Source organism: Agathobaculum sp. (assembly GCF_034098985.1).
Classification (GTDB): domain Bacteria; phylum Bacillota; class Clostridia; order Oscillospirales; family Butyricicoccaceae; genus Agathobaculum.
Window position 1 is genome coordinate 14536 of record NZ_JAXEOA010000003.1, and the last position, 18967, is coordinate 33502.

18 protein-coding genes, 1 pseudogene and 1 riboswitch are annotated in these 18967 nt (G+C 56.5%); of the genes and pseudogenes, 10 read left to right on the top strand and 9 right to left on the bottom strand.

Going from position 1 to position 18967, the window contains the following annotated elements; genetic code table 11:
* Positions 1–4 precede the first annotated feature (4 nt).
* Together SO058_RS00480 and SO058_RS00485 are read right to left on the bottom strand one after the other, a co-directional pair.
* Complete coding sequence (locus SO058_RS00480) at positions 5–904, bottom strand: DUF6017 domain-containing protein (protein ID WP_320841043.1); 900 nt, start codon at positions 902–904, stop codon at positions 5–7.
* Between the two features lie 463 nt (positions 905–1367).
* A complete protein-coding gene (locus SO058_RS00485; RefSeq protein WP_320841044.1) occupies positions 1368–1841 on the bottom strand; it encodes a heme-degrading domain-containing protein in 474 nt (157 codons plus the stop codon).
* A 140-nt stretch (positions 1842–1981) separates the two neighbouring features.
* Positions 1982–2105: riboswitch (molybdenum cofactor riboswitch) on the top strand.
* Positions 2106–2179: 74 nt separating this feature from the next.
* Between SO058_RS00485 and SO058_RS00490 the strand changes: the two genes are divergently transcribed.
* Positions 2180–3673, top strand: coding sequence for an aldehyde dehydrogenase family protein (locus SO058_RS00490; RefSeq protein WP_320841045.1), 1494 nt, complete (start codon positions 2180–2182; stop codon positions 3671–3673).
* Between the two features lie 56 nt (positions 3674–3729).
* Here SO058_RS00490 and pta read toward each other — a convergent pair whose 3' ends face one another.
* Positions 3730–4704 (bottom strand): phosphate acetyltransferase, encoded by a 975-nt coding sequence (pta, locus tag SO058_RS00495; RefSeq protein WP_320841046.1) that lies wholly within the window; start codon positions 4702–4704, stop codon positions 3730–3732.
* Between the two features lie 196 nt (positions 4705–4900).
* Here pta and SO058_RS00500 point away from each other — a divergent pair, with 196 nt between their 5' ends.
* From SO058_RS00500 to SO058_RS00510, 3 genes and pseudogenes are all read left to right on the top strand, one after another.
* Positions 4901–5089 (top strand): hypothetical protein, encoded by a 189-nt coding sequence (locus tag SO058_RS00500; protein WP_320841047.1) that lies wholly within the window; start codon positions 4901–4903, stop codon positions 5087–5089.
* Complete coding sequence (locus SO058_RS00505) at positions 5086–6456, top strand: recombinase family protein (RefSeq protein ID WP_320841048.1); 1371 nt, start codon at positions 5086–5088, stop codon at positions 6454–6456. Before SO058_RS00500 ends, SO058_RS00505 begins: the two co-directional genes overlap by 4 nt.
* Positions 6457–6478: 22 nt before the next feature.
* Positions 6479–6970, top strand: a pseudogene (locus SO058_RS00510) (sigma-70 family RNA polymerase sigma factor); the annotation flags it as partial.
* Between the two features lie 39 nt (positions 6971–7009).
* Here the strand turns inward: SO058_RS00510 and SO058_RS00515 are convergent.
* Positions 7010–8194 (bottom strand): hypothetical protein, encoded by a 1185-nt coding sequence (locus SO058_RS00515; RefSeq protein ID WP_320841049.1) that lies wholly within the window; start codon positions 8192–8194, stop codon positions 7010–7012.
* A gap of 149 nt (positions 8195–8343) precedes the next feature.
* On the opposite strand from SO058_RS00515, the gene SO058_RS00520 reads away from it, so the two are divergent.
* A complete protein-coding gene (locus tag SO058_RS00520; RefSeq protein WP_320841050.1) occupies positions 8344–9411 on the top strand; it encodes a branched-chain amino acid aminotransferase in 1068 nt (355 codons plus the stop codon).
* A 120-nt stretch (positions 9412–9531) separates the two neighbouring features.
* On the opposite strand, the gene SO058_RS00525 is transcribed toward SO058_RS00520, so the two are convergent.
* Positions 9532–10053, bottom strand: a complete 522-nt coding sequence (locus SO058_RS00525) for an SLOG family protein (protein ID WP_320841051.1) — start codon at positions 10051–10053, stop codon at positions 9532–9534.
* A gap of 136 nt (positions 10054–10189) precedes the next feature.
* On the opposite strand from SO058_RS00525, the gene SO058_RS00530 reads away from it, so the two are divergent.
* The 5 genes from SO058_RS00530 to SO058_RS00550 all read left to right on the top strand — a co-directional run bounded on the left by SO058_RS00530 (position 10190) and on the right by SO058_RS00550 (position 13997).
* On the top strand, positions 10190–11038 hold the full coding sequence (locus tag SO058_RS00530; RefSeq protein WP_320841052.1) for a YihY/virulence factor BrkB family protein: 849 nt from the start codon (positions 10190–10192) through the stop codon (positions 11036–11038).
* Between the two features lie 12 nt (positions 11039–11050).
* Positions 11051–11677, top strand: a complete 627-nt coding sequence (locus SO058_RS00535) for a flavodoxin family protein (protein WP_320841053.1) — start codon at positions 11051–11053, stop codon at positions 11675–11677.
* Between the two features lie 111 nt (positions 11678–11788).
* On the top strand, positions 11789–11986 hold the full coding sequence (locus tag SO058_RS00540; RefSeq protein WP_320841054.1) for a helix-turn-helix transcriptional regulator: 198 nt from the start codon (positions 11789–11791) through the stop codon (positions 11984–11986).
* A gap of 1 nt (position 11987) precedes the next feature.
* Positions 11988–12491 (top strand): DUF6773 family protein, encoded by a 504-nt coding sequence (locus tag SO058_RS00545; protein WP_320841055.1) that lies wholly within the window; start codon positions 11988–11990, stop codon positions 12489–12491.
* 141 nt (positions 12492–12632) lie between these two features.
* Complete coding sequence (locus SO058_RS00550) at positions 12633–13997, top strand: citrate/2-methylcitrate synthase (protein ID WP_320841056.1); 1365 nt, start codon at positions 12633–12635, stop codon at positions 13995–13997.
* A 42-nt stretch (positions 13998–14039) separates the two neighbouring features.
* Here the strand turns inward: SO058_RS00550 and dnaJ are convergent, their stop codons facing one another.
* The 4 genes from dnaJ to hrcA form a co-directional block, all read right to left on the bottom strand.
* Positions 14040–15191, bottom strand: coding sequence for a molecular chaperone DnaJ (dnaJ, locus tag SO058_RS00555; protein ID WP_320841057.1), 1152 nt, complete (start codon positions 15189–15191; stop codon positions 14040–14042).
* A gap of 62 nt (positions 15192–15253) precedes the next feature.
* Entirely contained in the window at positions 15254–17095 is a 1842-nt protein-coding gene (gene dnaK, locus SO058_RS00560) for a molecular chaperone DnaK (RefSeq protein ID WP_320841058.1), read from the bottom strand.
* Between the two features lie 42 nt (positions 17096–17137).
* Positions 17138–17686, bottom strand: coding sequence for a nucleotide exchange factor GrpE (grpE, locus tag SO058_RS00565; RefSeq protein WP_320841059.1), 549 nt, complete (start codon positions 17684–17686; stop codon positions 17138–17140).
* A gap of 17 nt (positions 17687–17703) precedes the next feature.
* Positions 17704–18741 (bottom strand): heat-inducible transcriptional repressor HrcA, encoded by a 1038-nt coding sequence (hrcA, locus tag SO058_RS00570; protein WP_320841060.1) that lies wholly within the window; start codon positions 18739–18741, stop codon positions 17704–17706.
* Positions 18742–18967: the final 226 nt, after the last annotated feature.

Genomic DNA, 18967 nt, shown 5'->3' on the forward strand with positions numbered 1-18967 from the left:
CCTATCATCTCCTTTCTCCGTTGCCGTACAGGTCGTGGTTCACCAGAGACGCATAGTAACTGTCGATGGTGGCCGGGGCGTTATACAGGGCAGCCAGCAGATATTTCTTGATGTTGCGAACATAGGTGGTGTTCTCCCGCATACGGTCCAGCACATACTCGATGTGGGAACTGTTCAGTTTCAGGAAACGGGATTTGACCACCTCCGCCGGACAGTCGTCCCCGGCAATGCGGATCGTCTCCCTGCGGGAACAGACGGTGTCCACCATAAGCTCCACCAGCTCGTTCAGCATATCCCGATCCAGCCGGTCATCCCGGTATAGATGGTCATACTCGATATTCTCCAAAATCAGCTCCCGATAACTCTCTCGCTCCCGCATCCAGTCCCGTCCGGTCCGTTTGGCCTCTGTGGGGGTTTGGGGGCTTGATTGGATAGGATTTGATCCTTCCGTACTTGATAGATCAGTATTTGATACCTGGTTACTTGATTCTTTAGTATTTAATTGTGCGGGTTTTTCCTGTTCAGGTTTTCCCAAGACAGGAGAATCCAAGACTGGTTTTACCTGAACTGGATTTTCCCGTTCAGGTTTTTCCGGTTTAGGTTCCGGCTGTCTGGGCTGTTCCAGAATCGTATACTCAATGCTGCCAAGCCGCCCGTTGGCGTTACGGACTCTTTCACGGATAATGTACCCCGCATCCTCCAGCTCCCGGACCGTAGCACAAATACTGTCCACTCCATCCCGGCATATCCGGGCAAGGCCTTTGGTGGTATAATCCCAGTCCTCCGGCAAAGACAGCATAAGGGACAGCAGCCCCTTCGCTTTCAGCGACAGGGCCGTGTTCCGCAGATGGTGATTTGCCATCACTGTGTAGTCACGGGTTTTCTCAATGCGAAATACCGCCATAGTATCACCTCCCTCCAGCGGCATGAAAAAGTGTTCGTTTTTAAGAAAATTTCAATCCTGTGCTCGCCCGCTTATCCAGATGGGAAAACCTATGGGCACTTGATTTGCATTTCCTACATGGAGAAATACTTTTGATTTCTCACCCCTTTCAATACAGTTTTTTGTGTGCGTGATGGAAAGTAAAAAACGCCATAGAAAATCCTATGGCGTTTGGGACAGGAAAAGGGTGCTGATATTTCACATCAGCACCCTTTATCCTGCCAGTATTTAATTTTTTGACTTCACATCGTGTTCCTTGCCTCTGAAAACATTGATTTTACTGGATTTGCTCATGTTTTCTTATTAGGAGGCGGGGAACGCCGCCCGGTCTTTTGCGATTTACATACTAAAACACCTGCCGGAAAACGGCAGGTGTTTTAGTGAAAGAGAGAAGAAGTGAATAGAGAATGAAAGGGCAAGTAAATTAAAGTGCGCTTAGATATTGCACAATAGCGCCTGTGACATAGGCATGATCGTCTTCCTGCGGAAGGCCGGAAATCGTTATCGCGCCGACCACGCCAACGCCCCGCACCGTGATGGGAAAGGAACCGCCTGCGGTAACGAAATCGGCGTCGTTCAGCCCGTACCGCGGAAACAGCAATTCTTCACTGTCCTCCAGTTCGAGAGTGAGGCGGTAAGAGCTGCGGAAAAAGTGATAGACGCAATTCTCCTTGCGGCGCGCCCAATTATCATTATCAGGCGAAACACCCTCGGGGGAGAAATGGAAAAGCTGTCTGCGGTTGAGGCTGATGTTAATTACATAGCTGACACCGGTCTGCTTGGCCTTATCAATGAGGATCTGCCCAATTCGCAGCGCGTCCTCGCTGCCAAAATGGTCAAACACAAGCGTGCGTTCCTGTTCTTTGATTTTTTCAATTTCTGATTGATGGGAACTCATTTCGTCACCTCATTTTCAGGTTTTTCTGTCTACATTTAATATAATACAATGCAAACAAAATGTCAATAATAAATGTTAAAATATATTAAAAATAACATATTGACAACTATGTGAAATATATAATACAATTTAGATATAGAAAATTCAATATGCTCCGCGCTTGCTGCTCCTAAAGGGAACGCATCGCCCCATGGACGCAAGCCGACAGGTGTGACGGGAAACGGTCATGCCCACCGTTTGTGAAGGGGTTTGCGATGTATGGTGTGTTTGCCATACGCCAAAGCGGGCTTTTTCACAAAGCCCGCTTTTATTTACCGTCTGGAAAGGAAGGGACTGTTATGCAAAAGTTCAAGTTATTTATCGGAAACAAATGGGTCGACGCGGAGGGCGGCAAAACCTTTGTCACCTATAATCCTTGCACAGGGGAGCCGATTGCCGAAATGGCATATGGTTCGGTGGAGGACACCCGCAAAGCGATCGACGCGGCGGACGCGGCATTCCGCTCGGGCTGCTGGTCTGGTTTGGATCCGGACGAACGCGCGGTATACCTGCACCGGGTAGCGGATATCATGGAGCGCCGTTTTGAAGAATTGGCGCGCTGGGAAGCGATGGACACGGGCAAGACGATTTATGAAACGCGAACCATCGATATTCCGTTGTCCATCCGGGCATTCCGCTTCCACGCGGACAGTGCGAAATCGCTCTGCGGAAAAGTCATCCCTGTGCCGGGGCATTTTCTGTTTGACTATACCTCCTATGAGCCGTATGGCGTGGTCGGCAGCATTGCTCCATGGAATTTCCCGCTGCATTTGTTGACTCGTTCGATCGGTGCAGCGCTGGCGGCGGGCAATACCGTGGTTTGCAAGGCGGCAACCATGACGCCGGTCACCAGCCAGATCCTTGGAGAGGTTTTTGAAGAGGCTGGCGTACCGGCCGGCGTATACAACATCGTTTCCGGTTCGGGCGGCGTTGTCGGTGAGGAACTGCTGGCGAACGACAAGGTGGCGATGGTCGCGCTGACCGGCTCGGAAGAGGTGGGACGGAGGCTGATGGCCGCTTCTTCACAGGCGGGGCGTATCAAGCCGCTTTCGCTGGAACTGGGCGGCAAAAGCCCCATCGTGGTCGAAGCGGACTGTGATATGGATGCCGCGCTTAATTCAGTAATCTTGGGCTTCTGCATGAACCAAGGCGAGGTGTGCGTCTCGACCTCGCGCCTGCTGCTGGCGGATGAGATTTACGATGTGTTTATGGAAAAGCTGGTTAACCGTGTGGGCAAGCTGAAAATTGGGGACTGTCTGGATGAAACGGTCCAGATGGGTTCGCTGATCAGCAGGGAACACCGGGAAACCGTTCACGGCTTTGTCGAGCGGGCGCTGGCGGCAGGCGGCAAGCTGCGCTGCGGCGGCAGGATGCTGACCGAGCCGCCCTATGAAAAGGGCAGCTATTATCCGCCGACAATCATCGAGGATGTAACAGCGGATATGGAGATTTTCCAGGAAGAGGTGTTTGGGCCGGTCTTGGCCGTCACGCGATACAAGACGCTGGAAGAGGCGGTTGAGCTCGCCAATGCCACGCGGTTTGCACTGGGCGCGGCGGTGTTTACGGAAAACATCCGCAAAATGTACTGGCTTGCTGAAAAGATCGACGCCGGCACGGTCTGGATGAACTGTGCGACCAAGTCGAACATCGAAACGCCGTTCGGCGGCAACCGCAACAGCGGCCTTGGCCGGGAGGACGGTCTGGAGGGTCTGCTGGAATATCTTAAGGTCAAAAACCATATTTGGTACATGGGTGCGGAATACGATAACTTCTTCGGACTGCCCAACGATTGACTCTTAACATAAAGAAGCCCCCTGCCATATGGCGGGGGGCTTCTTTAATAAGCGAATTATTTGAGGCCTGCGGTGATGATCGCCATCTGGTAAACCTCGTTTGCGTCGCAGCCGCGCGACAGATCGTTGATCGGGGCGTTCAGCCCCTGCAGGATCGGGCCATACGCCTCAAAGCCGCCCAGACGCTGGGCGATCTTATAGCCGATGTTGCCCGCGTTGATGTCCGGGAAGATAAACGTGTTGGCCTGGCCGGCGACCGGCGAGCCCTTGCACTTGGTCTTGGCAACAACGGGGGAGAACGCCGCGTCAAACTGCAATTCGCCGTCTACCGCGAGATCGGGGGCGGCTTCCTTAGTCTTGGCAGTGGCGTTTTTCATCATATCGACTGTTTCGCCCTTGCCCGAGCCCATGGTCGAATAGGACAGCATGGCGACCTTGGGATCGATGCCGAACGCCGCGGCGGTCTTCGCCGTTTCGATCGCGATTTCTACCAAATCGTCCTCGCCCGGGTTGATGTTGATCGCGCAGTCACCCATGGCGTACATCTCGTCGCCGCCGTCCTTGACGTCGCGGCGCAGGATAAAGCACGAGGAAACGATCTTGTTGCCAGGCTTGGTCTTGATGATCTGGAGCGCGGGGCGGACGGTGTCGGCCGTCGAGTAAGTCGCGCCGCCGAGCAGCGCGTCAGCCTTGCCGAGCTTCACGAGCATGGTACCGAAATAGTTGCCTTTGGAGAGCGCCTTGCGGCAGTCCTCTTCGCTCATCTTGCCCTTGCGCAGCTCGACCATCTTGGTGACCATCTCATCCATTTCAGGATAGGTGGCCGGGTCGATAATCTCCAACCCATCGATATCGAAGCCGCCAGCCTTAGCGGCAGCCTTGACCTCGTCCACGTTGCCGACCAGGATGGACTCCAGCAGGCCGTCCTTCTTCAGGCGCGCGGCGGCCTCCAGGATGCGCGGATCCGGGCCCTCGGTAAAGACGATCTTGCGCTTGTCGGCTTTAAGCGTTTTAATCAGGTTCTCAAACATTTTTCTTCTCTCCTCCAATTTTATGCTTGCGGAGCAAACGGGTTTCATATGGACATTATACACCCGGACGCCCGTGGTTCTCAATACAAAAAACGGGAAAACTGAAAAAGTTTTGAGTATATTTTTGTACAGTTTTGGGATCGGCTAAAAGGCGGCACATCCGTCCATACTAGAGGACGGAAAGGAAGTGTAGCATATGCAGATCATACGGTATCTGAACGGGCAGCGGCTGCGCGGCGCCATGCCGCCGCTTACACTGGACTGCGACGCGGTATCCTCCCTCTTATCCCAGGCGCGGCTGCGGCAGGATTTGCCTTTGCCGGCCTCGTCCTGCTCTGCTATACTGGATGCGGAGGACAGCGATTTCAGAAAGGACATTTCATGAAGCATACCGCGCTGTATTTGCGTGTTTCAACCGAGGCACAGGCAGACGAGGGCTATTCGCTCGCCGCGCAGGCGGAAAAGCTGGAGGCATACTGCCGGATGAAAGGCGTTTCGTCTTTCCGGCGCTATGTGGACGGTGGTTTTACAGGCTCCAACCTCAAGCGGCCGGCCGTGGAAGAATTGGTGGAGCAGATCCGGTCGGGCGCGGTCGAGCGTGTCGTCGTTTACAAGCTCGACCGTTTGAGCAGAAGCCAAAAGGACACGCTTTACCTGATCGAGGACGTATTTCTGCCACACGGCGTCGATTTTGTCTCGATCAACGAAAATATCGATACCGGAAGCCCGTATGGCCGCGCGATGATCGGCATATTGTCGGCGTTTGCGCAGCTAGAGCGCGAAAACATTTTTCTGCGCACGCGCATGGGCATGGTCGAACGCGTCAAGCAGGGGTTTTGGCCGGGCGGGGGCAAGATCCCGTTTGGCTACGATTACGATGCGCAGAAAGGCATCCTCGTGCCGAATGAGGACGCCGGGACGGTGCGCGAGATCTACGCCCGTTATCTGGAGGGACAGTCGGCAAACCGCATTGCCCGGGAGCTTGGGCTGAAATATGAACATCTGGTGACGCAGATCCTGCGCCGCGAAAGCAACACAGGCGTCATCGTTTATAAAGGCGAGCGCTATCCGGGGCGGCATGAGCCGCTCGTGAGCCGCGAGACTTTCGAGCGCGCCCAGCGCCGTTTGCGCCGTCCGAACCGTCCACGCGCGGCGGACGGCGGAAAGCTGCTCACAGGACTGCTTGTGTGCGGTCACTGTGGAGCGAAAATGCGCTATCAGAAATGGGGAAGCGCGGGAGACAAGCTGGTCTGCTATTCGCGGGACAAGTCCAAGCCACATTTGGTGCACGACAAAAACTGCCCGAACCGGGGCGTCATGGCACGGGAGGTCGAGCAGGTGGTTGTGCGTGACTTGTGCAGGCTGTCCGCCGTGCCCGCCGCGCCCCGCACGCAGCAGACCGACGAAGCCGCATGCCGCCGGGCGCTCGAGAAAGCGAGGCGCAAACTGCGGCGGCTTTACGAGCTGTATGCCGAAGCGGAGGACGACGCACTGCGCGAAGCGATCGGCCGTACCAAACAGGAATGCAGCCGTGCCGAGCAAACGCTCCGGCAGGCGGAACAAAGCAAACAGAAGCAGCAGGACGGGGAAGTGAGGCAGGCGCTGCACACCATCGGCGCCCGGTGGGAAACGCTGGACGCGGCGCAGCGGCAGGCGCTGGTACGCCTCTGCGTCGAGCGGGTCGTGCTGCAAAATGATAAGATCGAGGTGTACTATGCATTTGATACCGCCGCGCAGCAGCAGGTGGGATAGTGCGTCTCGACTTTGTACGTTCATGCCGATGATCATTGGTGAAATCCGGCGCTATCTGCGCGACAACAGCGCGCTGCGGGTATCGCGTTCGCTCCGCGATACGGCCTATAAGGCGCTGCAGGCCAAAGAAGCGTTTATGCGTGAGCATCAGCGTGAGCCCGATATCGTTGAGCTGGCCAAGGCGATGGGCGTTAAGAAGGAAGAGGTCGTTTTTGCGCTCGATGCGATTCTGGACCCGGTGTCGCTCTTTGAGCCGGTATTCCACGACGGCACCGACACGGTCTGCGTAATGGATCAGGTCGGCGACCAGAAAAACACGGACGAGCAGTGGCTGGCCCGCATCGCGCTGAAAGAGGCGATCGACAGTCTGTCCGACCGGGAAAAGAAAATCGTTCACTTGCGCTTTTTTGAGGGGCGCACACAGATGGAGGTCGCGGACGAGATTCATATTTCGCAGGCGCAGGTCTCGCGCTTGGAAAAGGGAGCGCTCGAGCACATTCGGAAGCAATTGTGAGAAAAAGCCCCGCCGGGTATCCCGGCGGGGCTTTGCTTATCAGCGGATATCTGAAATTTCGTTGATTGGCGTGGTGTTCAGCGTCACGCGTGAGGTTGGGATACCTTGCCGCGCCATGTAGGAGGACAGAGGCGGGATGGCCTCGGCGGCGGCCTTGCTGTGGCGCAGGCGCAGCACGATGGTACTGGTGGTCGAAGCAAAGCGCTGCGCGGTCGCGGCGTAGACGTACTGACCGCGCTGCTTGTCATCCTGACTTTCGAGCGTCGAGTCCCACAGGCGGTAGCCTGCCGCGACGACGGCATCCCGCTGCGCTTCAGTCAGGCGCGCACATCCGTCCGCGTTCGACACGATGCGAGTCTGCGCGCCGGTAAGGAACGCGAGCCGCTCGTTGGCCGCGCTGAGCTGCTTAATAAGCTCTTCGGGGGCGTCTTCGGTCGCGGCATAGAGCAGGAGCGCGGGCGTGTGCCCCTCGGCGACAATGCGGCGCACCGCGTCATCGTCCCATTTGGAGGCGTCTGCGGCGAGGAAAAAGGTGCCAAGACGGCCGGCCGCTTTTAGGGAGTCCAGCACGGCCGGAGTCTCGGCGGAAGTCGGGCCGAAAAACGCGAGATAGACGCGCGCGGGCTTCATGGACGGCTTTTCCTCTACCGGCGGGATGGGCGGTTCAGCCGGCTTTTCGGGCGGCGCGACCTGCCCGCCGCCCTCCGGCTTAGGCGTGATGCCCTTGTAGGCGTTCACCGCGTTTTCAATGCTGCCGGCCTCGTTGCTGGCAAATGCGGAATCGCTCTGCGCGCCGCCGTCGGTGATGCGCAGCACGGTTTCGCCGGAGGCCGAGAACGTCGAATAGGTCAGGCCGAATTTGCCGCAGCACAGCTTGACCGGGACGTAGACAGTGCCGTTCATATTATAAGCGGGCGAGGAAAAGCTGTTCATATTCTGGTCGTACACATAGCCCTCGTCCGGCGAAAAGCTGAGCGTTTCGCCACCAGAAGACAAGCTGAGCACATTGTCCTCGCTCGAGGCGGACACCCCCAGCGAGGTAAACACGCTGTATGGCACATATAATTCGCCGCCGAGGCGGGAGGGCATCGTTGCATCCGACAGGGGCAGCAGCGTATCATTTACTGCGGTGAGCGTCAGCGCGCGCGCCGATCCGGGCAGAAGCGGCAGCAGTAACGCCGCGCATAGCAGCGCGGACAAAAAACGGCTTACATATTTTTTCACACATCCGCGCCCCTTTCGGCATTTTCTCTTGTTCTAGTATACCAAACCGGCGCCGGTTTGTCATCCTTTTCGGGCAAAACGTCTTGCTTTATCCTGCAAAAGTGCTATAATTAAAGCCGAACAAACTAACAGAGAAAGAGTGAAACACCATGCTGCAGATCACAACCCAGTTGACAGACCACAAGAAGCCCAAGCCGGATGAGTCAAGCCTTGGCTTTGGCGTGCATTATACCGACCATATGCTGATTATCGACCATGATGAAGAGCAGGGCTGGCACGACGCGCGGATCGTACCGTATGCGCCGCTGTCGGTCGATCCCGCAGCTATGGTGCTGCACTATGCTATGGAATCTTTTGAGGGCCTCAAGGCATACCGTACGCCGGACGGTTCGGTGCAGCTTTTCCGACCGGATAAAAACGGCGAACGAATGATCAATACCAACCGCCGCATGTGCCTGCCCGCGCTGCCAGTGGAGGATTTTGTGCAGGCGGTCAAGGCGATCGTCAAGACCGAGGAGGACTGGGTGCCGCATGCCGAGGGTACCAGTTTGTATATCCGTCCGTTCGTCATCGCGACCGAGCCGCACCTCGGCGTGCGCCCGTCGAAAACGCACCAGTTTATTATCGTGTGCTCGCCGGTCGGTGCATACTACTCGACCGGCATCAACCCGGTCAAGATCTTCGTAGAGGACGAATACACCCGCGCCTGCCCAGGCGGCACAGGCTTTACCAAATGTGGCGGCAACTATGCGGCGAGCCTAATCTCCCAGGTCAAGGCGCATGAGCTGGGCTATGAGCAGACGCTCTGGCTTGATGGCGTCGAACATAAGTACGTGGAAGAGGTCGGCTCGATGAACTGCTTCTTTAAAATTGACGGCACGGTTTATACCGCGCCCTGCGTCGGCACCGTGTTGCCCGGCGTGACGCGTATGAGCTGTATCGACCTGCTGAAGCACTGGGGCGTGCCGGTATCCGAGGAACGCCTGCCGATTGCAAAGGTCATGGAAGCGTCGGAGAGCGGCAAGCTCGAAGAGGTATTCGGCACGGGTACAGCGGCAGTCATTTCGCCTGTGGGCGAGCTGCGCTATGAAGACCGGGTCGCTTACATCAACGGCGGTAAGATCGGGGAAGTGACGCATAAGCTTTATGACACGCTGACCGGCATCCAGTGGGGGAGGCTGCCAGACGAACTGGGCTGGACGGTAACGGTATCATAATAGAAAACAGACGCAGAGAGGGCGCAAGCAGATTATCTGCTTGCGCCCTCTTCAATACAATTGTATGATATTAAATCAGGCCTCTAAAGTCGAAATCAGAGGATTCTTGTATGAAGGACATCACAGGGACGGCAGCACGAGTTGCCCATCTGCAAGATTCATAATGCGCAGGCCGCTGCGCTTGGCGAGCTGCACGGTCTGCCGGGTACCGCCGGGGCAGCCGTCGTAGTAACAGATGACGAGCGACGACGCTTCGACCATGAATCGGTTGCGTGCGGCAAAGCAGCCCGCGTAATAGTCCCGGGATAGTACAAACACCTGGTCGGCGCGCAGCAGCGTATCGTTAAATTTGCGTTTCCAGCCGAGCGGGAATTGGTCGGCCTGCCGGTCAAACGGCACGGCGCATAAAAGCTGGACGCCGAGCGCGGGCTTTAGGCGCAGCACCGCTTCAGCAGCCCATAGGTCAAAACCGGTGGACATACCGGTGAAAAAACGGGTATAGCCATCTTCGGCAGACTTACGAATCGCCTGCTCGAGCGCTTGGGCAAGCACGGATACCGCAACGGGATCGTCCGCCGCAAAAGGCATTTTTTCGGCACGATAGCCGGTAAAACAACAGGTGACAGGTCGAAACTCTTGCATAACGCACCTCGCGAGACGAACAAACGTTCTATTTTTATTCAGTATACTCCTTTGGAAAGGAAAACGCAAGTTGTAAATACTACAAAAAACTGGTACAATAGGAACAGCGAAAATAGGGAAAGGGAGTGGGACTGGCATGAACGGGCAGAACCGTTTGGTATATCTGGTCAAACGCATGGTTTACCGCTATTTTGCCGATGGGATCCCGCAGGCTGCCGCCGAGCTGTCGTATTTTCTGTTGTTTTCCTTATTCCCGCTGCTGATGTTTTTAAATTCGCTATTGGCGCAGCTCAATATTTCAATTGAGGGACTGGAACCCGTGCTTCTTATGCTGCCGCAGAGCCTGCGTATGCTGATCGAATCCTACTTGGGCTATATTGGTGGCCTGCCGTCGGTCAGCCCCATGGTGATCGGCATTGGGCTGACGCTGTATTTCCTGTCGCGCGCGGTGCGCTCCATGATGCGGACGGTCAACGATATTTACCATATCGAGGTACGCCGCGGCATCATGATGGATGTGATGATCTCGTTCGGTATTACGGCGGGGTTTTTGGTCTCCGTTGTTTTCAGCTTTGTGCTGGTTGTCGCCGGAAGGACGCTGCTGCGCCTTCTGCCGCAATATCTGCCCATCCCGCAATATGTGCTCGACTGGACGCATAACGCGAGCTTCTGGGTGATGATTATTTTTATTTTTGTGTTTTTGATGCTGTTTAACCGCGTCGTACCCAACCTGCACCTGAAGTTCCGTGAGGTCTGGCCAGGGGCGCTGTTTTCTTTGGTCGCTTGGGTGCTGGTCTCTTGGGCGTTTTCGTTTTACGTGGACAATATGGCGCGGTATTCCGTGCTGTACGGCTCGCTTGGCGCGATCATGGTGCTGATGCTGTGGCTGTATCTGGTCAGCATGATATTGCTGATGGGACCGCAGCTCAATCATACGCTGGTCATCATGCGGCTCTACCGCATGGAGACCGGAGGACATGAATAAGGAGGAACGGACATGAAAGTAGTTGCAATCAACGGTTCACCCCGCAAGGGCGGAAACTGCGCCGCGTGCCTGGAGGTGCTGGGACGGGTGCTGGAAAAGGAAGGTATTGAATTTGAGGTGGTGCAGCCCGGCGCGCGGGTACATCCTTGTCTGGCATGTTACCACTGTCTGGACAATAATACGCTGCGCTGCATCCAGGATGATGACGGGGTGAACGATATCATAGCCAAGTGCATCGAGGCCGACGGTATCGTGCTTGCATCCCCGGTCTATCACGGCGGTATCGCAGGCAGCATGAAGTGCATACTCGACCGCCTGATGCTGGCGGCTGGCTGCGGAGAAAATCAGCTGCACCATAAGGTTGGCGCCGCGCTGTGTACGCTGCGCCGTTCGGGCGGTATGGAAACCTACCAACAACTGCTCGGCACGATGGATGCGATGGAAATGGTACTGGTCACTTCGGATTATTGGAACGCAGTGCATGGAGCTGACCCGGGTGAGGTAAAGGGAGACGCCGAGGGAATCGAGGTTATCGAGAAACTGGGCCGGAACATTACCTGGATGCTCAAGGTGATCGACAAGGCGGGGATCGCGCCTCCCGAGACCCATCACCGCACCATGACCAATTTTATCCGCTGACAAAAAATGCTCTCCGAAAACCGGAGAGCATTTTTATCAAACATAATGCAATATATACTTGACATAATGCAAGAGATAAATTATACTGAAGTCGTAAGAAGAGGTGATGGCATGAAAAATAAGCGTATGAAACTTGCGCGGATCGAGCGCGACCTGTCACAGGCGCAGCTGGCGGAAAAAGTCGGCGTGACCCGGCAGACGATTGGCCTCATTGAGGCAGGTGGATATAATCCCACGCTTCAGCTCTGCATTTCGATCTGCAAAGCACTGGATAAAACGCTGGATGAACTGTTTTGGGAGGAAGATTGAGATGAAATTATTTTGGAAAAGGCCGGTGGACGAGCGAGTCGCTGCCGAAACCAACAAAACCTATAAGATTGGGTTTTATGTGTTCACCGTCGGCATTTTGGCCGATATCATATTGTCGGTGGCCAGGGGAAACGCGTTTAACTGGTTTGAATGGAGCGTATTTATGGCGGCGCAGATCGTCTGCGTGGTGATCAACGCGCGCAAGGGCATCGCCGACCAGTGCACTGAATCGAGCGGCGACAAGTTTCCGCTGAAGCGGGTGCTGGGTACGGCGTGCCTGGTAGGCGTGGGGACGGGCGTGGTTACCTGCGTCATTTATGTCCTGCGCGGCGAATGGTATGCACTGGCACCGCTTCAGATCGCCTTAGCGGCGTGGATGACATTTTTGTTCATGTTTGCTATCACCACAGCTGCAATTGTAGCGCTGCAGGCGGTGGTATTCGTGGCGGCCAAAACGCGCTCAAAGCGTATACTGGGTGAAGCGGATGAGGATAGCGACGAATAACGTATACGAATTTTACCTGTTAAATCAATGAAAAATTAACAGTTTATTCACGATTTGTTACCAAAAGCAGGTTGAACGTCTGATCGCCTTTCCGTTACAATATATAAAAGGGTAAACTTTTGCGGAAAAGGGAGGACGTTTATGGCAGGACAGGATATTTTGACAGTCACGCCGCGCGTGGAAGCATTGGCGGCTTTGTGTAAAGCAAACAGCCGCATCGATCCAGCGCTGTATCAGGAGTATGATGTCAAGCGCGGTCTGCGCGATATAAACGGCGAGGGCGTGCTTGCCGGGCTGACCAACATTTCGGATATCATTTCAAAAAAATGGATCGACGGAAAGCTCACGCCGGTGGACGGCGAGCTGTATTACCGCGGTTTCAATATCAACGACTTGGTGCAGGGCTTTATGAGAGACAACCGCAAAGGATACGAAGAGGTGGCCTATCTGCTGCTGTTTGGCGAACTGCCCGATGCAAAGCGTCTGTCCGATTTTAAGAGCCTGCTCGCGCAGGGACGCACATTGCCGACCAACTTTGTGCGCGATGTGGTCATGAAAGCGCCTACGCACGATATGATGAACAGCCTGTCGCGAAGCGTTTTGACGCTCGCGTCGTATGACAGCAACACGGATGACATCAGCCTGCCCAACGTACTGCGCCAGTGCCTGATGTTGATCTCGGTGTTCCCGATGCTCGCTGTTTACTCCTATCATGCCTATAACCACTATGAGTGCGGCGGCAGCATGTATATCCACTATCCGTCGGACAGTTTGTCCACAGCTTCAAATTTCCTGCGCATGCTGCGCCCGGATATGCAGTATACGCCGCTGGAATCCTCGGTGCTGGACATTGCGCTGGTGCTGCATATGGAGCATGGCGGCGGCAACAATTCTTCGTTCACCACGCATGTGGTCACCTCATCGGGCACCGATACCTATTCTGCGATCGCGGCGGCGCTCGGTTCTCTCAAGGGGCCAAAGCACGGCGGTGCGAACTTCAAGGTCGTGCAGATGTTCGAGGATTTGAAAAAGCGGGTGTCAGACCAGACCGACGAGGCCGAGGTCGCCGGCTATCTGCGAAAGCTGCTGCGCCGGGAAGCATTCGACCAGAAAGGCCTGATCTACGGCATGGGACACGCAGTGTATTCCATTTCCGACCCGCGCGCGCAGGTATTCAAATCGTTCGTCGGCAAGCTGGCCAAGGAAAAGGGCAGGGAGGACGATTTTGCGCTCTACTCTATGGTTGAGCGGCTCGCGCCCCAGGTCATTGCGGAGGAGCGGCACATCTATAAGGGCGTTTCCGCTAATGTAGATTTTTATTCGGGCTTTGTTTATTCGATGCTCGACCTGCCGCCCGAGCTGTATACGCCGGTGTTCGCCATGGCGCGCATCGTCGGCTGGAGCGCACATCGGCTGGAAGAGCTAATCAATACGGATAAGATTATTCGTCCGTCTTACCGCTGCGTACAAGAGCACGAGCCTTACATGCCCTTGCCTGAGCGATGAAAAGAAAAAAGAGCTGCAAGCATTTCGCTTGCAGCTCTTTTTTTATTTATTGTCCGAAAACGCGTCTTTCACCTTGTCCCAAAAGCCTTTCCGCTCGGCCTGGTTGTCGTCGGTCGTGTTGTCCTCAAATTCACGCAGAAGTTTTTTCTGCTTGTCGGACAGGTTTCGCGGCACTTCGATGTTGACGCGGACATACTGGTCGCCGCGGCCGCGGCCGCTGACATTCTGAATGCCCTTGCCCTTCATGCGGAATACCGTGCCGGTCTGCGTGCCCTCGGGCACCTTGTATTCGACACGGCCGTCGATCGTCGGCACCTGCAGCGTGTCGCCCAGCGCGGCCTGTGTGAACGAAATCGGGATCTCGACCATCACATTCGCGCCGTCGCGCGTGAAGACCGGGTGCGGCCGGATGGCGACCGTCACCAGCAAATCGCCGGAGGGGCCGCCGTTCGCCCCTGCATTGCCCTGTCCGCGCAGCTGGATGGATTGGCCTTCGTCAATGCCGGCGGGGATGTTGACCTTGAGCGTGCGGCTCTTGCGAACACGTCCGGCGCCGCTGCATTTCGGGCAGGGCTTTTTGATGATCTTGCCGGTGCCGCGGCAATTGGGGCAGGCCGCCTGTGTCTGGAACATGCCGAGCGGTGTGCGCTGGGTCTGCGTCACCGTGCCGGTGCCGCGGCAGTTGGGGCAGGTCTCCGGGCTGGTACCCTTAGACGCGCCCGTGCCGCCACAGTCCTCGCAGGATTCGATGCGCTCAATGGTGATCTCCTTTTCGCAGCCGAACGCCGCCTCTTCAAACGACAGCATGACCGACGTGCGGATGGATTCGCCGCGCTGCGGTGCGTTCCGGCGCGCGGACGACCGCCCGCCGCCAAAGCCGCCGCCGAAGAACGAGCCGAACAGGTCGCCCAGATCGCCGAAATCGGAGAACCCGCCGAAGCCGCCTGCGCCGCCGCCGTAATTTGGGTCGACGCCGGCAAAGCCGAACTGGTCGTACTTTTGGCGCTTATCCTGATCGCTCAGTACCTCATAGGCTTCGTTGAGTTCTTTAAATTTGTCGGCCGCCTCGGGATTATCTTTATTTAAATCCGGGTGGTATTTCTTGGCAAGGCGGCGGTGCGCTTTTTTGATCTCGTCGTCCGACGCGCCTTTCTGAACGCCAAGCACCTCGTAATAGTCTCTTTTGTCAGCCATGAATCTCTACCTCAAAACAGGAGGACAGGCGGGCCGGAAAGCGGCCCGCCCTGTCTCAACACTTATTTGTTTTCGTCGTCCTTGACCTCGGTGAAGTCGGCGTCCACGAAATCGCCCTGCGCGCCTGCGTCCGCACCTGGCTGGCCGCCCATGCCCGGGTCGCCCTGCGGCGCCTGCTGCTGATAGATCTTGCCCGCCAGATCGCCGAACTTTTTGGACAGGCTGTCCGAAGCCATCTTGATCATCTCGTTGTCCGTGCCCTTGAGCGCTTCCTTGACCTTGTCGACCTCGGCCTGCACCGACGCTTTTTCCTCGGCAGACAACTTATCGCCCAGATCGGTCAGCGCCTTTTCGGACTGGAACACGAGCTGCTCAGCGCTGTTTCGCACCTCGACGGCTTCCTTGTTCTTCTTATCCTGCTCAGCAAACTGCTCAGCCTCGTGCATCGCCTTGTCGATCTCCTCCTGCGACAGGTTGGTCGAAGCGGTGATGGTGATCTTCTGCTCCTTGCCTGTGCCGAGATCCTTGGCGGATACATTTACGATGCCGTTCGCGTCGATGTCGAAAGTGACCTCGATTTGCGGCACGCCGCGCGGGGCGGGGGCGATGCCGTCCAGCGTGAAGCGGCCGAGCGTCTTGTTGCCCGCGGCCATTTCACGCTCGCCCTGCAATACGTGAATTTCAACGGAGGGCTGATTGTCCGCCGCGGTCGAGAAGACCTGGCTCTTCTTGGTCGGGATGGTGGTGTTGCGCTCGATCAGCTTGGTGCACACGCCGCCGAGCGTCTCGATGCCGAGCGACAGCGGGCATACGTCGAGCAGCAGCACGTCCTTCACCTCGCCGCCCAGAACGCCGCCCTGGATGGCCGCGCCGATGGCGACGCATTCGTCCGGGTTGATACCCTTGAAGCCGTCCTTGCCCGTGATGTTTTTCACAGCCTCCTGCACGGCCGGGATGCGGCTCGAGCCGCCGACCAGCAGCACCTTGGCAATATCGCCCGCCGCGAGCCCCGCGTCGCTCATTGCCTGACGCACCGGCCCCATGGTCGCTTCGACCAGATCGGCGGTCAGTTCGTTAAACTTGGCACGGGTCAGCGTCAGCTCCAGATGCTTGGGGCCGGTCGCGTCCGCAGTGATATACGGCTGGTTAATCGAGGTCTGCGCCATACCGGAAAGCTCGATCTTGGCCTTTTCCGCAGCCTCCTTGAGGCGCTGCATGGCCATCTTGTCGGCCGAAAGGTCGACGCCATTCGACTTTTTGAACTCGTCGACGATCCAGTTGATGATGCGCTGGTCGAAGTCGTCGCCGCCGAGGCGGTTATTGCCTGCGGTCGCCAGCACTTCGAGCACGCCGTCGCCGATGTCGAGGATGGAAACGTCGAACGTACCGCCGCCGAGGTCGTATACCATGACCTTCTGCTCGGTCTCCTTATCCACGCCGTAAGCCAGCGCGGCTGCGGTTGGCTCGTTGATGATGCGAAGCACGTCAAGGCCCGCGATCTTGCCGGCGTCCTTGGTCGCCTGGCGCTGGGAGTCAGTGAAGTACGCCGGGACCGTGATGACCGCCTGCGTGACCGTTTGGCCGAGGTAGGCTTCCGCGTCTGCCTTGAGCTTCTGCAGGATCATCGCGGAAACTTCCTGCGGGGAATACTGCTTGCTATCGATGCTGACGCGGCGGTCAGTGCCCATGTCGCGCTTGATCGAGCTGATCGTGCGGTCGTGGTTGGTAACGGCCTGACGCTTGGCGACCTGGCCGACCATGCGTTCGCCGTCTTTCGAGAACGCCACGACGGATGGGGTCGTGCGCGCGCCTTCCGCGTTGGGGATGACGACGGCTTCGCCGCCCTCCATGACCGATACGCACGAGTTGGTCGTGCCAAGGTCGATACCGATGATTTTGCCCATAATAATAGCACTCCTTTATGATAGATGTTACGTTTTCTAAAGTTAATTGGCCACCTTGACCATCGCATGGCGAATGACCTTGTCGCCGGTCATGAATCCTTGCTGGAACACCTCGGCGACGACATTCTCTCCGAGACTGTCATCCTCGACGTGCATGACCGCGTTCATCAGGTTTGGATCGAAAAGGGTGCCCGCGTCCGCGGGGATGATCGTGACGTTCAGGCTCTTGAGGCTGTCCACGAGCTGCGTCATGGTCAGCTCGACGCCCTTTTTATATTCTGCATCCGCTGTTTCTGCTTTCAGCGCGCGCTCGAGATTATCATAGGTCGGCAGCAGCGCCTTGACGGCGTGGGATACCGCGTCCGCGTGCGCCTGCTCGCGCTCGCGCTGGCTGCGCTTGCGGAAATTGTCATATTCCGCGGCCATACGCAGATAGCGGTCGTTCAGCTCAGTGAACTTGGCTTCCCAGTCCTCGGCAGGCGTTTCGGATGGTTCGGCCTGCGCCGCGGCGGTTTCCTCCGCTGGCTCCGCCGTCTGTTTGGCGGCCTCCTTAATGGATTCAGCCGCTTCCGGCTGTTTCTTCTTGCTCATGTTGTTTCTTGCCTCCGTTATTCTTTTTCATCCAGGAACGTTTCGGCGATCAGCTTGTTTAAGCCCTTGGCAAATCGGGAAAGCCGGGCTGACAGCGCAGCGTAATCCATGCGCGTCGGGCCGACAATGCCGATCGCGCCTTGGCCGATCGTGCCGATGTTGTATTTTGCATAAATCGTGGACGTTTCGCTCATCGGATTTGCGCCGTTTTCCGGACCGATGAAGATTTGCACACCGTCAAACGTGCGGGCGACAGGAAGCAGATGCGCGTCGTCGTCCAGATAGTCGAGCAGCGCGAGCGCCTTTTGCGGGTCACGGTATTCGGGGAAGCGCAGAAGTTTGCTCGCCCCCTCCAAATAGACCTTTTGGTTGCCCAGCTCCTCGATCAGCTCTGCGATGTACTCGGCTACGGGAGCCAGAAGGGCGGTCAGCCCAGCGGCGCGGCGCACAATATCAAACCGCTCGGTGGTGATGTGCGACAGGGGAAGCCCGGTCAGCGTTTGATTGAGTACATAGGTCAGAAGCTCAGCCTCGTCCTTGGTTACCTCGGCCATCGTGCGGACCATCTTATTTTTGACCGCGCCCGATTCGGTGACAACCACGATGACAAAGCTCATCCGGTCGACCGCGATGATCTCAAACTGCCGGATGGCTGTCTGTGTCATCGCCGGGGTGATGGCGACCGAGGCGTAGTCAGTCAGGTTGGAAATCAGCCTGCCCGCTTCTTGAATTAGTCTATCGAGCTCCTTGACCTTGAGCTGCATCATTTTTTGCAGCGGCAGGTCGTCGCCGTCCGGCAATTCCTCGGGGCGAGCCATCAACTCGTCGACATATAGGCGGTAGCCCTGCGGCGAGGGGATGCGTCCGGCCGAGGTGTGTGGTTTTTCGAGATAGCCCAGATCTTCCAGCTCGCTCATCTCATTGCGTATGGTGGCGGAGGAAAACGGCAAATCGTGCCCGGCGGTCAGCGCTTTAGAGCCGACAGGTTCTGCTGTACGGATATAATCGCCGATGATGGCTTTCAGGATCTGTTTTTTTCGGTCGGAAAGCTCCATGCGGCGTCTCTCCTTTCGTAACAGGGGGTTAGCACTCATCCTATCTGAGTGCTAAAACTAATTTACCACCGCCTGCGGGCAAAGTCAAGGGGCGTTCTATGAATATTTTGTTAAATACAGACGTGCTGGTTGTCACCCGTGATGAGGGACTGCTAAAAGCGATGCAGAACACGTGGTTTTTCAAGATGGGTTTGGGGGTTTTATATTGCGTTTAGGCGTGTAGAAT

Excerpts from the sequence above, each read along its gene's own strand:
- SO058_RS00545 (WP_320841055.1), top strand. The coding sequence starts at position 11,988 with ATGAAATTATTTTGGAAAAGGCCGGTGGACGAGCGAGTCGCTGCCGAA.
- SO058_RS00500 (WP_320841047.1), top strand. The coding sequence starts at position 4,901 with ATGCAGATCATACGGTATCTGAACGGGCAGCGGCTGCGCGGCGCCATG.
- SO058_RS00485 (WP_320841044.1), bottom strand. The coding sequence starts at position 1,841 with ATGAGTTCCCATCAATCAGAAATTGAAAAAATCAAAGAACAGGAACGC.
- SO058_RS00540 (WP_320841054.1), top strand. The coding sequence starts at position 11,789 with ATGAAAAATAAGCGTATGAAACTTGCGCGGATCGAGCGCGACCTGTCA.
- SO058_RS00480 (WP_320841043.1), bottom strand. The coding sequence starts at position 904 with ATGGCGGTATTTCGCATTGAGAAAACCCGTGACTACACAGTGATGGCA.
- SO058_RS00490 (WP_320841045.1), top strand. The coding sequence starts at position 2,180 with ATGCAAAAGTTCAAGTTATTTATCGGAAACAAATGGGTCGACGCGGAG.
- hrcA (WP_320841060.1), bottom strand. The coding sequence starts at position 18,741 with ATGGAGCTTTCCGACCGAAAAAAACAGATCCTGAAAGCCATCATCGGC.
- dnaK (WP_320841058.1), bottom strand. The coding sequence starts at position 17,095 with ATGGGCAAAATCATCGGTATCGACCTTGGCACGACCAACTCGTGCGTA.
- SO058_RS00525 (WP_320841051.1), bottom strand. The coding sequence starts at position 10,053 with ATGCAAGAGTTTCGACCTGTCACCTGTTGTTTTACCGGCTATCGTGCC.
- SO058_RS00530 (WP_320841052.1), top strand. The coding sequence starts at position 10,190 with ATGAACGGGCAGAACCGTTTGGTATATCTGGTCAAACGCATGGTTTAC.
- pta (WP_320841046.1), bottom strand. The coding sequence starts at position 4,704 with ATGTTTGAGAACCTGATTAAAACGCTTAAAGCCGACAAGCGCAAGATC.
- SO058_RS00520 (WP_320841050.1), top strand. The coding sequence starts at position 8,344 with ATGCTGCAGATCACAACCCAGTTGACAGACCACAAGAAGCCCAAGCCG.
- dnaJ (WP_320841057.1), bottom strand. The coding sequence starts at position 15,191 with ATGGCTGACAAAAGAGACTATTACGAGGTGCTTGGCGTTCAGAAAGGC.
- grpE (WP_320841059.1), bottom strand. The coding sequence starts at position 17,686 with ATGAGCAAGAAGAAACAGCCGGAAGCGGCTGAATCCATTAAGGAGGCC.
- SO058_RS00550 (WP_320841056.1), top strand. The coding sequence starts at position 12,633 with ATGGCAGGACAGGATATTTTGACAGTCACGCCGCGCGTGGAAGCATTG.
- SO058_RS00505 (WP_320841048.1), top strand. The coding sequence starts at position 5,086 with ATGAAGCATACCGCGCTGTATTTGCGTGTTTCAACCGAGGCACAGGCA.
- SO058_RS00535 (WP_320841053.1), top strand. The coding sequence starts at position 11,051 with ATGAAAGTAGTTGCAATCAACGGTTCACCCCGCAAGGGCGGAAACTGC.